The sequence below is a fragment of the Massilia sp. CT11-108 genome, from assembly GCF_047302915.1.
GTDB classification, from domain to species: Bacteria; Pseudomonadota; Gammaproteobacteria; order Burkholderiales; family Burkholderiaceae_D; genus Telluria; species Telluria orientalis.
Genome location: NZ_JBKYMO010000109.1, coordinates 1 through 13,712, shown reverse-complemented (window position 1 = coordinate 13,712; position 13,712 = coordinate 1). Strand labels below are relative to the sequence as shown.

At 62.3% G+C, this 13,712-nt stretch carries 12 protein-coding genes; 5 read left to right on the top strand and 7 right to left on the bottom strand.

Annotation, left to right across the window (positions count from 1 at the left end; genetic code table 11):
- From ACEN88_RS11475 to ubiE, 3 genes are all read right to left on the bottom strand, one after another.
- Positions 1 to 427 (bottom strand): SCP2 domain-containing protein (locus ACEN88_RS11475; RefSeq protein WP_413339706.1); only part of this gene is annotated, 427 nt, incomplete at its 3' end.
- Positions 428 to 657: 230 nt separating this feature from the next.
- Positions 658 to 1,608: a Tim44 domain-containing protein gene (locus tag ACEN88_RS11470; protein WP_413339705.1), complete on the bottom strand. Its 951-nt coding sequence runs from the start codon at positions 1,606 to 1,608 to the stop codon at positions 658 to 660.
- 9 nt (positions 1,609 to 1,617) lie between these two features.
- Positions 1,618 to 2,352, bottom strand: coding sequence for a bifunctional demethylmenaquinone methyltransferase/2-methoxy-6-polyprenyl-1,4-benzoquinol methylase UbiE (gene ubiE, locus ACEN88_RS11465; protein ID WP_413339703.1), 735 nt, complete (start codon positions 2,350 to 2,352; stop codon positions 1,618 to 1,620).
- A 271-nt stretch (positions 2,353 to 2,623) separates the two neighbouring features.
- Between ubiE and ACEN88_RS11460 the strand changes: the two genes are divergently transcribed.
- On the top strand, positions 2,624 to 2,827 hold the full coding sequence (locus ACEN88_RS11460; protein ID WP_413339701.1) for a cold-shock protein: 204 nt from the start codon (positions 2,624 to 2,626) through the stop codon (positions 2,825 to 2,827).
- A 57-nt stretch (positions 2,828 to 2,884) separates the two neighbouring features.
- Here ACEN88_RS11460 and ACEN88_RS11455 read toward each other — a convergent pair whose 3' ends face one another.
- The 3 genes from ACEN88_RS11455 to ACEN88_RS11445 form a co-directional block, all read right to left on the bottom strand.
- Positions 2,885 to 3,310: a gamma-butyrobetaine hydroxylase-like domain-containing protein gene (locus ACEN88_RS11455; protein WP_413339699.1), complete on the bottom strand. Its 426-nt coding sequence runs from the start codon at positions 3,308 to 3,310 to the stop codon at positions 2,885 to 2,887.
- 112 nt (positions 3,311 to 3,422) lie between these two features.
- Positions 3,423 to 3,845, bottom strand: a complete 423-nt coding sequence (locus ACEN88_RS11450; protein ID WP_413339697.1) for an HIT family protein — start codon at positions 3,843 to 3,845, stop codon at positions 3,423 to 3,425.
- Positions 3,842 to 7,849, bottom strand: coding sequence for a DUF3683 domain-containing protein (locus tag ACEN88_RS11445; RefSeq protein ID WP_413339695.1), 4,008 nt, complete (start codon positions 7,847 to 7,849; stop codon positions 3,842 to 3,844). Before ACEN88_RS11445 ends, ACEN88_RS11450 begins: the two co-directional genes overlap by 4 nt.
- A gap of 450 nt (positions 7,850 to 8,299) precedes the next feature.
- Between ACEN88_RS11445 and ACEN88_RS11440 the strand changes: the two genes are divergently transcribed.
- The 3 genes from ACEN88_RS11440 to ACEN88_RS11430 are packed head-to-tail and all read left to right on the top strand — an operon-like array spanning position 8,300 to position 11,284.
- The gene (locus tag ACEN88_RS11440; protein ID WP_413339693.1) at positions 8,300 to 10,486 is read left to right on the top strand and encodes a type VI secretion system Vgr family protein; all 2,187 of its coding nucleotides are present in this window, start codon (positions 8,300 to 8,302) and stop codon (positions 10,484 to 10,486) included.
- Positions 10,487 to 10,508: 22 nt separating this feature from the next.
- Positions 10,509 to 10,961 carry a hypothetical protein gene (locus ACEN88_RS11435; protein ID WP_413339691.1) on the top strand — a complete coding sequence of 151 codons (453 nt, stop codon included), beginning with the start codon at positions 10,509 to 10,511 and terminating at the stop codon, positions 10,959 to 10,961.
- Positions 10,962 to 11,005: 44 nt separating this feature from the next.
- Entirely contained in the window at positions 11,006 to 11,284 is a 279-nt protein-coding gene (locus tag ACEN88_RS11430) for a PAAR domain-containing protein (protein WP_413339689.1), read from the top strand.
- A gap of 87 nt (positions 11,285 to 11,371) precedes the next feature.
- Here the strand turns inward: ACEN88_RS11430 and ACEN88_RS11425 are convergent, their stop codons facing one another.
- Positions 11,372 to 11,875: a YqaA family protein gene (locus ACEN88_RS11425; protein WP_413339687.1), complete on the bottom strand. Its 504-nt coding sequence runs from the start codon at positions 11,873 to 11,875 to the stop codon at positions 11,372 to 11,374.
- Between the two features lie 179 nt (positions 11,876 to 12,054).
- Between ACEN88_RS11425 and ilvA the strand changes: the two genes are divergently transcribed.
- The gene (ilvA, locus tag ACEN88_RS11420; protein ID WP_413339685.1) at positions 12,055 to 13,587 is read left to right on the top strand and encodes a threonine ammonia-lyase, biosynthetic; all 1,533 of its coding nucleotides are present in this window, start codon (positions 12,055 to 12,057) and stop codon (positions 13,585 to 13,587) included.
- Positions 13,588 to 13,712: the final 125 nt, after the last annotated feature.

Sequence of the window (13,712 nt, the reverse complement as noted above, 5' to 3'; positions counted from 1 at the left end):
TCACCGCCGAGCGCGCACCGCCGGCGAGGCGCACGGCGCCGATCGGCCCCACCACGCGCTCGAGATCGTGCTCGGCATCCCAGCGCAGGCCCTTCGACAATTGCGAGATCGTGTTGGCGAACTCGGCATCGCCCTCGATCCGTACGTACGAAAACGCGCGGTCGCGGTTCTGCAGGATCAGCGGCAGGTCGGAGAGCTTGACGTGGATGGTGACGCTGGCCGCATCGTCGACGCCCGCCGTCTCGAGCATGCCGTCGCGCGCGACGCGCATGCGCAGGGCCAGGTGGCCCGTATCGATCACGGCGGTCTTGCCGGCATGGCGCATCAGCGCGTCGCGCGCCCAGGCTTCCTGCGCCAGCAAGTGATTGATCGTCGCGACGGCCGGAGCCGACGGCGACAGGAAAGAGGGAGTCGAAGACATGACCATTTTCGTCTGCACAAAATAAAACCGCCCGGCACTGGACACGTCGAAAAACCTGCTGCGCGTTGCACTGCTGTGCTGCGATGCTCGCTGTACTCCTCGTACAGCTGCGCTTCTCCCACAGCATTGCGGCCGCTTGCGACGGTTTTTCGAGGTGCCCGTAGGTCGGGCGGTTTCGATCTTACCAGTTCACCAGAGCATAAACCCTAGAGCACGGAACTTTTCTTGCGAAAATTTTAAGTAATCTGCTGAATGCCCGCCAGGACCCAGCCGCCATTGCCGGACAGCGGCTTGGCCAGGTTCCAGACTTCGACGAACGGTTCCGGCGCCGCGCCCGGCGCGTTGCGGATCATGCCGTTGAACTGGACGCTCGCCAGGTAATCGCGGTCGGTCGTCTCGATGCCCAGCAGCTGCGAATCGATGTTGACGACTTCCGTGTAGTCCGGCTGGCCGCCCCGTTCCTGGATCTGCAGCGACAGTTCGGCGTACACCTCGGGCGACGTGAATTCGCGCAGGTCGGCGAGGTCGCCGCGGTCCCAGGCCGCTTGCATGCGGATGAACGAGGACCTGGCGTGGCGCAGGAACGCTTCCGTGTCGAACCCGGCCGGCACGCCCCACTGCTCGTGCGCGGGCGCGGCCTTGTCGAGCGACGGCGCATTCGAGAAGCCCGACTGGAAGCCGCCCTGGTTGCCAGGGTAAGCACTACCGCTGTTCAGGCCCGAACCGATTTCCGGCGTGGCCGAGGCCGGTACCGGATCCCGGTTAAAGCCCGTAAAAGTCGGGTTGGCCGGCGTGTCCTTGCGGCGGAACATGCGGATGATGAACATCACGGCGAACACGAGCAGCAGGATCATCAGCAGCGACGACAAGGCGCTGGCCATCGCGCCGCCGATGCCGAAGTGCGAGAACAGCGCGCCCAGGCCAAGGCCGAGCAATGCACCGCCCAGCACGCCTTTCCACATGCTCGGCCGTTTCTGCGGCACCTGGGCCGGCGCCATGGGAGCCGGCGCCGGACGTTGCTGGTACGACGGCTGCTGGGCAGGTGCCGGGGCCGGCGCAGGTGCGCGCATGCGGCTCACGGACTGCGACTGGCGGCCGAACGAACGGCCACCGCCGACCGGACGCGCATCGGCGACGCTGGACAGCGTCATCAGCGCGATCATCATGCTGGCCAAAAACTTTTTCATCAGCTCACCTCAAAGTTTGATGCCGGTGTGCAGTGCGGCCACACCGGCCGTCAGGTTGTAGTACTGCACTCTTTCCAGGCCCGCGGTTTCCATCATGCCCTTCAGCGTTTCCTGGTCCGGATGCATGCGGATCGATTCCGCCAGATACCGGTAGCTTTCCGCATCGTTGGCGATGCGCTGGCCCAGCCACGGCAGCACCGAGAACGAATACACGTCATACGGCTTTTGCAGCGGCGCCGCCACTTTGGAAAACTCCAGCACCAGTAACTTGCCGCCCGGCTTGAGCACCCGGCGCATTTCCGCCAATGCCTGATCCTTGTGCGTCATGTTGCGCAGGCCAAAGGCCACGCTGACGCGATTGAAATAATTGTCCGGGAACGGCAGTTTTTCCGCGTCACAGAGCAAGGTGGGGGTGACCAGACCTTTGTTCAATAGACGATCGCGGCCCACGCGCAGCATCGACTCGTTGATGTCCGTGAGCCAGACCTCGCCGCTCGGTCCCGCCGCCTTGGCGAATGCCTTCGACAAGTCGCCCGTACCGCCGGCGATGTCGAGCACCTTGAAGCCGGGACGAATGCCGGCCTGGGCGATGGTGAACGCCTTCCACACGCGGTGCAGGCCGGCGGACATCAGGTCGTTCATCACGTCGTATTTGGACGCGACCGAGTGGAATACCTTGGCTACCTCGTGGACCTTCTCGTCTTCCGAGACGGTCTTGTAGCCGAAATGGGTGGTGTTGGTCATAGTAGCAAGCCGTTTAGTCTTGCCACATTATACAAGCCGGGGTCCGCCGCCCGACTTAAAGATGACTTACCCCGGGCGAACGCGAAGAAAACGTTTGCGTCGACGTCAATGTCGGCTTTACCACACAAGATAACAAACGTGCATCCCAATTGTTAAAACTCTGCTTATAATGGTTTTCGCTTGCGCACAGTCAGGAACAGGGATGTTTATCGCTTAACCATGTGCTGCCGGCGATACTTCTTGTTAAAAAAATTTCTAGAGAGAGAAACAAATGGCGACTGGCACCGTGAAATGGTTCAACGACGCAAAAGGCTTTGGCTTCATCAAACCTGACGATGGTGGCGACGATCTGTTCGCACACTTCTCGGCCATCAATTCGGCAGGCTTCAAATCGCTGGCGGAAAACCAGCGCGTCACCTTCGACGTGACCTCCGGCCCGAAAGGCAAGCAGGCGTCAAACATCCAGCCGCAGTAATTCCAGGCCGGTAAACGAAAAAGCGCCGTGTGCAAACCGGCGCTTTTTTCGTTTTCGTCAGTGGCTGCACCCACCGCTGCCGCAACCGCCGCCCTTCTGCCCGGCCGCCGGCACGGCGCTGGCTTCGCGCCCGCTGTCGCCTTCATACCCCGCCGCATGGAGGCGGCCCAGGTAATCCTGCCACAGCGCGTCCTGCTCGTTGCCCAGCTTGTACAGGTAGTCCCACGTGTAGATGCCGGACTCGTGGCCGTCCGTGAACAGCGGCTTGACGCCATAGTTCCCGACCGGCTCGACACCGCGGATGCCCACGTCGCGCTTGCCGACCTGGAGCACTTCCTGGCCCGGGCCGTGGCCCTTCACTTCAGCCGACGGCGAGTACACGCGCATCAGCTCGAACGGGATGGAGAACGCGGCGCCGTCGTCGAAGGCGATTTCCAGGATCTTCGACTGCTGGCGGATGGTGAGGTTGGTGGGGTTTGCCATGGCTTGAAAGTATTGAAACCGTCATTCCCGCGAAAGCGGGAATCCATTCGGAGTGTCTTCGATCGACTCAGTATGGATTCCCGCCTGCGCGGGAATGACGACGGTGGATATTTTAGCGGTCGGTGAACCGGCGTGCGATCGCCTCCGCCAGCTGCGGCACCAGCGCCCGGCGCGCGACGAGCACCGCCTCGTCCGTCGTGCGCTGCGCCTGCGCCCACACGGGCGCGGGGAAGTGCGCGTCGTCGGCGTAGCGCGGGATCACGTGCCAGTGCAGGTGCGGCACCACGTTGCCGAGGCTCGCCACGTTGACTTTCAGCGGCTGCATCACCTCGCGCACGGCGAGTTCGAGCTTGTACACGGCATCGTTCAGCAGCAGGCGATCCGCATCCGCGAGGTCGCTCACTTCGCGCACGTGGTCTTTCCAGATCACGCGCGCGAAGCCGGGGTAGTTGGCATCGTCGACGAGGATGACGGCGAACTTGTCGTTATCGACGACAGTCGGCACGGCCAGTTCGCACAACTCGCAACCCATCATACAAGCACCCGCTCGATGCCGCCGTTGTTGGCGTTGGCCACGTAGTTCGGCATCCAGTTCTCGCCCAGCAGGTGGCGCGCCATCTCGACGACGATGTAGTCGGCCGTGGTGCCCGAATCGTCGTTGTAGCGGTTCAGGCCCTGCAGGCAGGACGGGCAGCTCGTCAGGATCTTGACGTCGCCGCTGAAGCCGTCGGCGCGCAGCTTGTCGGCGCCCTTCACCATTTCCTGCTCCTTGCGGAAGCGGACCTGGGTCGAGATGTCCGGACGGCTCACGGCGAACGTGCCCGACTCGCCGCAGCAGCGGTCGTTCTTCTCGATCTTGACGTTGTCGACGGTCTGCACGAGCGCGTTCACGGTCTTCGTCGAATCGCCCAGCTTCATCGGGTTGTGGCACGGTTCGTGGTACATGTAGCGCATCCCCGTCACGCCTTCGAGCTTGACGCCCTTCTCCAGCAGGTACTCGTGGATGTCCATGATGCGGCAGCCCGGGAAGATCTTCTCGAACTCGTAGGTCGCGAGCTGGTCGTAGCAGGTGCCGCACGAGACGAGGACCGTCTTGATGTCGAGGTAGTTCAGCGTGTTGGCCATGCGGTGGAACAGCACGCGGTTATCCGTCATCATCTTGTCGGCCTTGTCGTACTGGCCGGCGCCGCGCTGCGGATAGCCGCAGCACAGATAGCCCGGCGGCAGCACGGTCTGCACGCCCACTTCCCACAGCATCGCCTGCGTGGCCAGGCCCACCTGCGAGAACAGGCGCTCGGAACCGCAGCCCGGGAAGTAGAACACGGCTTCCGTATCGGCGTTGGTGACCTTCGGATTGCGGATGATCGGGATGACCTTGTCGTCCTCGATGTCCAGCAGCGCGCGCGCCGTCTTCTTCGGCAGGTTGCCCGGCATCTTCTTGTTCACGAAGTGGATCACCTGCTCGCGGATCGGCGCCTTGCCGGTCGTCGGAGGCGGTGCCTTCGTCTGCTCCTTCGCCACGGCCTTCAGCACACTGCTGCCCAGGCGCTGCGCCTTGAAGCCCAGGTCGACCATCGCCTTGCGCGTCGCGTTGATCGTCGTCGGGTCGGTCGCGTTCAGGAAGAACATGGCCGCGCGGTGGGCCGGCTTGAAGCTGCGCTTGTCCATCTTGCGCAGCAGGTTACGCATGTTCATCGAGACGTCGCCGAAGTCGATGTTGACCGGGCACGGCGTCACGCACTTGTGGCACACGGTGCAGTGGTCGGACACGTCCTCGAATTCTTCCCAGTGGCGGATCGACACGCCGCGGCGCGTCTGCTCTTCGTACAGGAACGCTTCGATCAGCGCGGACGTCGCGAGGATCTTGTCGCGCGGCGAGTACAGCAAATTCGATTGCGGCACGTGCGTCGTGCACACGGGCTTGCACTTGCCGCAGCGCAGGCAGTCCTTGACGCTGTTCGCGATCTCGCCGATGTCGCTCTGCTGCATGATCAGCGATTCGTGGCCCATCAGGCCGAACGACGGCGTGTACGCGTTGCGCAGGTCGGCGTATGCGGTGTCGCTGTTCAGGAGCTTGCCCTTGTTGAAGCGGCCTTCCGGGTCCACGCGCTGCTTGTAGTCGCGGAAGTCGCGGATCTCGTCTTCGGTGAGGAATTCCAGCTTCGTGATGCCGATGCCGTGCTCGCCCGAAATGACGCCGTCCAGCGAACGCGCCAGCTTCATGATGCGCTCGACCGCCTTGTGCGCGTCCTGCAGCATCGCGTAGTCGTCCGAGTTCACGGGCAGGTTCGTGTGCACGTTGCCGTCGCCGGCATGCATGTGCAGCGCGACGAACACGCGCGAACGCAGCACGCGCTTGTGGATCGCGGTGGCTTCGGCAAGGATCGGCTCATAGGCCGCACCGTTGAAGATCTGGCGCAGCGGCGCGCGGATCTCCTGCTTCCACGAGACGCGCACCGTGTGGTCCTGCACGACGTCGAACAGCACGGCGCCCGGCTGCTGCGCGAGGCGCGCCTGGAACGTGCCGGCGAGACCGTCGAGGCCGACGTCGGCGAGCTTGTCGAGCACGTCGCCCAGCGGCTGATCGAGGTTCGCCGTGATCCAGGTCCAGCGCGCCGCGACGCGGCCCAGCAGCTCGTCGGCCTGCTGTGGACGGTCGCCCAGGATCTCTTCCTTCGACACGCCTTCGCCCGTCGCGTCGTCCGCCTTCGTCACTTCCAGGTTCCCGGCCGTGAAATAGGCGTGCAGTTCCTCGACGAGCTGCAGCTTGTTCTTGATCGACAGCTCGACGTTGATGCGCTCGATGCCGTCGGTGTACTCGCCCATGCGGTTCAGCGGAATCACGACGTCCTCGTTGATCTTGAAGGCGTTCGTGTGGCGCGCGATGGCGGCCGTACGCGAGCGGTCGAGCCAGAATTTTTTACGGGCTTCCGGGCTGACGGCGATGAAGCCCTCGCCCACGCGCGTGTTCGCGAGACGCACGACTTCCGACGTGGCCAGCGCGACGGCGTTCTCGTCGTCGCCGACGATGTCGCCGAACAGCGCCATCTTCGGCAGGGTGCCGCGCTTCGATTTCGTCGCATAGCCGACGGCGCGCAGGTAGCGCTCGTCCAGGTGTTCCAGGCCCGCGAGGCGCAGGCTGGCGAATTCCGGCTTGCCGCTCTTCGGCAGGCTGTCGAGGTAATCCTTGATCTCGACGATCGACGGGATCGCGTCGCGCGCCTGGCCGAAGAATTCCAGCGCGACGGTGCGCGTGTACTTCGGCATCTTGTGCAGGATCCAGCGGCTTGAGGTGATCAGGCCATCGGTGCCCTCTTTCTGGATGCCCGGCAGGCCCGCGAGGAATTTGTCGGTGACGTCCTTGCCGAGGCCTTCCTTGCGGAAGCGGCGGCCTTCGATGGCCAGCGTCTCCGTGCGGAACGGCTGGCCTTTCGGCGCGCCCTTCTCGGACGGGTGCGTCCATTCGAGCTTGAACGTGGCGACCGGGGCATCGTGGATCTTGCCCAGGTTGTGGTCGACGCGCGTGACGTCGAGCCAGTCGCCGTTCGGGTCGACCATGCGCCACGACGCGAGATTGTCCAGCGCGGTGCCCCACAGGACGGCCTTCTTGCCGCCCGCGTTCATCGCGATGTTCCCGCCGATGCACGAGGCGTGCGCGGACGTCGGGTCGACGGCGAACACGAAGCCGGCCTTCTCGGCCGCCTGCGACACGCGCTGCGTGACGACGCCGGCACCTGTGAAGATGGTCGCGTACTCGCGGTCGACGCCCGGCAGGCGCGTCATCTCGACCTCGCCCATCTGCAGCAGCTTTTCCGTGTTGATCACGGCCGACATCGGCGACAGCGGAATCGCACCGCCCGTGTAGCCGGTGCCGCCGCCGCGCGGAATGATGGTCAGCCCGAGTTCGATACAGCCTTTCACGAGGCCGGCCATCTCGTCTTCCGAGTCCGGCAGCAGGACGAGGAACGGGTATTCGACGCGCCAGTCGGTGGCATCCGTCACGTGCGACGTGCGGTGCATGCCGTCGAAGCGGATGTTGCGCTTGTCGGTGTAGCGGCCCAGCACGGCCTTGGCGCGCTTGCGCAGGTCGTAGGTGTCGGCGAATTCGCGGCCGAAGTCGTCGACGGCCTTGCGCGCGGCGACGAGCAGCTGCTCGACGGCGGCGCTGCGGCGCGCGGCCGTGGCGGGGTCGGACTCGCCGGCATCGACCGTCAGGCGGCGCTTGTCGACTTCCGCCAGGCGGTGATGCAGCGCTTCGATCAGCTTGGCGCGGCGCTTCGGGTTGTCCAGCAGGTCGTCCTGCAGGTACGGATTGCGGCGCACGACCCAGATGTCGCCCAGGACTTCGTACAGCATGCGGGCCGAGCGCCCGGTCTGGCGGGCACCGCGCAATTCATCCAGCAACTGCCACGATGACTCGCCCAGCAGCCGGATCACGATCTCGCGATCGGAGAACGACGTGTAGTTATAAGGGATTTCGCGCAGCCGGATGGGCGCGTTTTCTTCGAGCAGGGCGTGGATATTGGCAGGAGCGTTCATGGGGAGATCGACTGTCGTACTGACGCGTAGGACTCTCTATTCTAGCTTATTGCGATGCACCACGCTGGGGAAGGAATATTTTTTGCAACGGCGAAAAAGCAGAAACGGGCGGAAAACGACGCTTTCGCGCAAATTTGTTTTGGTTGAACGCAAGATTTTCCGGCGAAAGCTCGGCATCGTGGTCGCGAGGGCATCTTATCCACGTCGACTTAACCTTGGTGCCATATGTATTTGTACGAAGCACCTCACTGCACCTGGGCTACATCAATTCCAGAAATTTTCAGGGCGACATGGCTTCGGCATAGGGGGACGAATCAATTGCGTTCGTTGCCTACGGGGCACAAGAGGCCCAGCGAATCCACTTTTGCTTCTTATCAACATCATTCAAGCTCTGTTGGTTACCTTGGCCGATGGAAAATCTGATACCAGATAACCGATCGGAGGTAATACATGGATAGGAGTCAAGCGATCGCGGGCGCTGCGCTGTCGGTATTCGGTCTCGGCGCGCAACACGACCGCCTGATGCGCCTGGAATTCCCCCGGGGCGACGGGCCTGATCCCATTCTCTTGCCGAACCGGATGTCGGCACGCGAAGAAGTGTCCCGCTGCTTCCGTGTCGAGGTCGAGCTCCTGTCCGATGACGCCCGAATTCCCTTGAAGGCGATGATGGCCAGGATGGTGACGATTTCCATCGTGCGCGAAGACGGCTCGCTGCGCTACTTCAACGGCTACGTCACCGAATTCCAATTCATGCGCACTGACGGCGGTTTCGCGTTTTATCGCCTGGTGCTCGAGCCCTGGCTGGCCTTTACGAGGCTGCGCAAGGACAACGTGTCGTTCCACGGCAAGAGCGTCATCGAATTGACCGAACTGACGTTTGCCCGTTACCGCCAGGCCGACTGGCATGCGGCCATCGTCGGCGACTATCCGCGCAAGACCTGCGCCAACCAGTACGACGAGACCGACTACAACCACCTGCACCGCCGTTGGGAAGATCTCGGGCTGCACTACTGGTATGAGCATCGGGCGGACGGGCATACGCTCTGGCTCAGCGACAAAAGCACGCTCGCGCAACCCATCGATCCGTCCGGGATCGACGATTCAGGAGAGATTCCGTTCCGCGACAAGGCCGGTTCGCTCGAAGACGACGGCATTCGCGATTGGAGCCCTGCGCGACGCATCGGTTCCGGCCAGACGACCCTGGCCAGCTTCGATTACAAGAATCCGATCGTGCAGCGGTCGACCGCCGAGTCACTGAATGATCAGGGCGACGTCTTTCCGTACGAGATCTACGAAAGCACGGGATCGTACGGGTTTCGCACCCACGACGACGGCGAAAAACTCGCGCAGCAGCGCATGGGCGAGCGCGATGCGAATACCCAGTATTTCGAAGCGCGCGGCAACGATCGTACCGCCCAGCCCGGCCGATGCTTCAAGCTCGGCGGCCATTTCAGCGCCGAGCTGCAAGCGCCGAAGTGGGGTGAAGCGCCTCACCCCAGTATCGCTAACCGTGACTATCTGATCCTTTCGGTCGACCACGAAGCCAGCAACAACTACCAGGCCGGGCCGGGTGCGCCGTCACATTACGAGAATTCGTTCCGGTGCGTACGCAAGGATATCCAGTGGCGTCCAGGCCGCCACTACAACAGCAAGCCCTGCACTTATCCCGGCATTCAGACGGCGATCGTGGCCGGGCCTGACGGTTCGGAAATCCATACCGATGGCTACGGGCGCGTCAAAGTCCAGTTTCATTGGGACAGGCTGGGCAATTACGACGAGAACAGTTCGCCTTGGCTCCGTGTCATGTCGCCAGGGACTGGCGGCGAATTCGGGAATATTCGCTTGCCTCGGGTTGGTGAGGAAGTGGCGGTGGTCTATCTTGACGGGAACATTGATCATCCTGTGATTCTTGGGGCGCTGTACAACTTCACGCATATGCCGCCTTGGCAGTTGCCTGAGCAGCAGGCTTTGAGCGGGTTGCGGAGCCGGGAGCTGCAAGCCGAAGAAGGCAGTGGGCGAGGTAATCATCTGATACTGGACGATACTGCAGGCAGAATCCAGGCGCAGTTGAAAAGCGATCATCAATGCAGCCAACTCTCGCTCGGACATATCACTCGCATCGACGACACTCGCGGACGCAAGGATGCGCGCGGTGAAGGATGGGAACTACGAACTGATGGACACGGCGTTGCCCGCGCGGCAAAGGGCATGCTGATTACCACTGAAGCTCGACAGGGCGCGCACGGGGCGATCAAGGACGTCGAAGAAACCTCTCGGCGCCTCAGTCTCGCTGTAGAGCAGCATCGAATTTTGGGCGAGATTGCGCAAAAAAATGGCACCCAAGATATCAGCAGCAACCAGGAGGACGTCGCTCTTTCACTCCAGACGCAGAACGACGCGATTACCGGCCCCTCCTCGGCAAATAGTGGCTTTCCTGAGCTGACGGAGCCACATCTGGTGCTGGCGAGGCCTTCAGGAATTGCAACAACTACTGCAGGCGACAGCCACATTGCCAGCGAGCGCCATACGGCCATCACAACCGGGAAAGAACCGACGGAGGAACTGGACTCACACGGCCACCGAAAAAAAAAGGTTTGTCGTGAGGATTCCCTCTTGGCAAATTTCCGCTCCCCTTGATAAACAGAGGCCAGGTGCTTAAATGAATAAACTATATACTTTGTTTTGCGTAACGATCCTTGGTTCGAGCATAGCGCACGCTGAAGTGCGGGTGGAGGAATCGTGCTGGACCCATGCGGCACGAGGTGGTTCTGACAAGCAGATTCAATTTGTTCTGAAGGCCTATAAGGATACGGATCTAGACAGGGAGGTTGGCGCGGTCGTGCAATATGTGGGATCGAAGGGCATAATCTCACTGGTGTTCACGAATTTCGTGAGAACGGATATGGAGGACGATCCAGATGCCGGAAATTACGAACTCACCCGAGTTGAGGTAATCGGCGGGAAGATTGGTGGCGAGTATGTTTTTGCTCAGGTCGGCTCCGGGATCAGGCAAGGCAAGATGGTTACGTATAGAAAATCCAAAACTGCAAAACCAATAAATTTCTACCATTCTTCCGATGGCGATGGAAGGTGTGGATTTAAGGTGAACTGAGCCTATTTCTTGAATTCACAATCTAACCTGCCGATTAAATTACCATGCCGCTCAAGATTATTGTAGTCGGAGACTCGACTGATCACGGCGGCAAGGTGATCAGTGGCTCGCCATCGCACGATGTCGACGGCAAGCCTATCGCGCGGCTGGGCGACCAAGTAGATTGCCCACAGTGCTACCCGGGCGGCAAACCACATGGGATCAACAAGATCATTACCGCCCATGCCACCTTATCCGTTGGTGGTATTGCCGTAGCCGTTGAAGGCTGCGTCAGCGAATGCGGGTGCAAGTTGATCGGCTCCCGGCGTGCCAGCGTCGAATGAAGGACGCCGCGTAGTTCGCCTCGGCGATTAAATCCGATCACGGTCACATGCCAACCGGCATAGACCATCCGCACACAACAGCCGCGTCTATCCAAATACCCGGCTCGTCATCTCCCCAAGCCACTTCCACCACCCGTCCGGCACGTACAGCAGCGTGACCGTCATGAACACATAGCGCCCGAACTTGCCGATCGCCATATAGATCACGCTGGGCCAGAACGGCAGGTGCAGCCAGCCCGCCAGGGTGCACAGCGGATCGCCGATGCCCGGCACCCAGGACAGCAGCATCGTCTTCGCGCCGTAGCGTTTGAGCCAGTGGAACCAGCGCGACGAGCGTTCCTTCGCGAAGGCGACCTTGGCGCGGTAGCCGATCCAGTAGTCGACGATGCCGCCCAGCGTGTTGCCCAGCGTGGCGACGAGGACGGTGGGCCAGAACATCGCGGGATTCGCTTTCACCACGGCGAACACGGCGGGCTCGGAGCCGAGCGGCAGCAGGGTCGCGGAGACGAAGGCGATGAGGAATACCGACGTGAGCCCGACAGTGGGCACGGCGAGGAATTTCAGCAGCCACAGGACGGCGGATTCGATCATCGGCAGGAAAGGTTGGACGGCGGAAGGATAAGTTGAGTACATTATAATGAGGAGCAACACCTCGCAACGACACGGTACGCCTGGCTCTACCAAGCCAGGCTGCCGCACTGCTCGCCTCGGTTACCCACCAAGCAGGACAGTCAGCGTCGCCCCGGAACCCGAACAGCCCCGCACCGATCATGACTACCGACTACCTCAAGAAAATCCTCACCGCGCGCGTCTACGACGTGGCCGTCGAAACCCCGCTGGAGTACGCCCCCAGCCTGTCGAAGCGCACCGACAACAAGATTTACCTGAAGCGCGAGGACATGCAGAGCGTGTTCAGCTTCAAGCTGCGCGGCGCCTACAACAAGATGGCCAACCTGTCGGAGTCGCAACTGAAACGCGGCGTGATTTGCGCGTCGGCCGGTAACCACGCACAGGGCGTCGCCATGTCGGCGGCGCGCCTGAACTGCCGCGCCGTGATCGTGATGCCGACCACCACGCCCAGCGTGAAAGTGGATGCGGTGCGCGCCTTCGGCGGCAGCAACGTGGAAGTCGTGCTGCACGGCGAGTCGTACACGGATGCGTTCAACCATGCGCAGATGCTGGAAAAGGAACAGAAGCTGGCGTTCGTGCACCCGTTCGACGATCCGGACGTCATCGCCGGCCAGGGCACGATCGGCGTCGAGATCCTGCGCCAGCATTCGGCGCCGATCCATGCGATCTTCCTCGCGATCGGCGGCGGTGGCCTGATCAGCGGCGTGGCCGCGTACGTAAAACAGATCCGCCCCGACATCAAGATCATCGGCGTGCAGACGAACGATTCGGACGCGATGGCGCGCAGCCTCAAGGCCGGCGAACGCGTGACCCTGCCGGACGTCGGCCTGTTCGCGGACGGCACCGCCGTGCGCCTGGTCGGTGCCGAGACCTTCCGCCTGTGCCAGGAACTGGTCGATGAAATCATCATCGTCGACAACGACGCGCTGTGCGCCGCCATCAAGGACGTGTTCACCGACACGCGCAGCATCGTCGAACCGTCCGGCGCGCTGGCCATTGCGGGCGCGAAGGCCTACGTGGAACGTTCGCAGATGTCGAAGAATCCGGTGCGCGGCGAGACGCTCGTCGCCGTCGCGTGCGGCGCCAACATGAATTTCGACCGCCTGCGCTTCGTCGCCGAGCGCGCCGAACTGGGCGAGGCGCGCGAAGCCGTGTTCGCCGTGACGATCCCCGAGCAGCGCGGCAGTTTTAAACGCTTCTGCGCGCTGATCGGCCCGCGCAACGTCACCGAATTCAACTACCGCATCAGCGACGAGCGCGAGGCGCACGTCTTTGTCGGCGTGCAGATCGGCAGCCGCAGCGAGTCGGGCACCGTCGCGCGCACGTTCGAGGAACACGGTTTCCGCACCCTCGACCTCACGCACGACGAACTGGCCAAGCAGCACGTGCGCCACCTCGTCGGCGGCAAGAGCGGGCTCGCGCACGACGAGCTGCTGTACCGCTTCGAATTCCCGGAACGTCCGGGCGCGCTGATGCGCTTCCTGGACACCCTGGCGCCGAACTGGAACATTTCGCTGTTCCACTACCGGAACCAGGGCGGCGACGTGGGCCGCATCCTCGTCGGCCTGCAAGTGCCGTCGGGCGAGATGGACGAGTTCCGCGAGTTCCTCGCGACGCTCGGTTATCGCCACTGGGACGAGAGCGCGAATCCGGTTTACAAGCTGTTCCTGTGATGACTCGTGGGCTCGGGGTTTTTTGGGGGGGGGGGAAAAAACCGGCCCCCCCCCGGGCCCCCCCGAAACCCAACAAATTACGGGGGGGCCAACCAAGCCCGGAAAGTGTTAGAAAAACCCCGTTT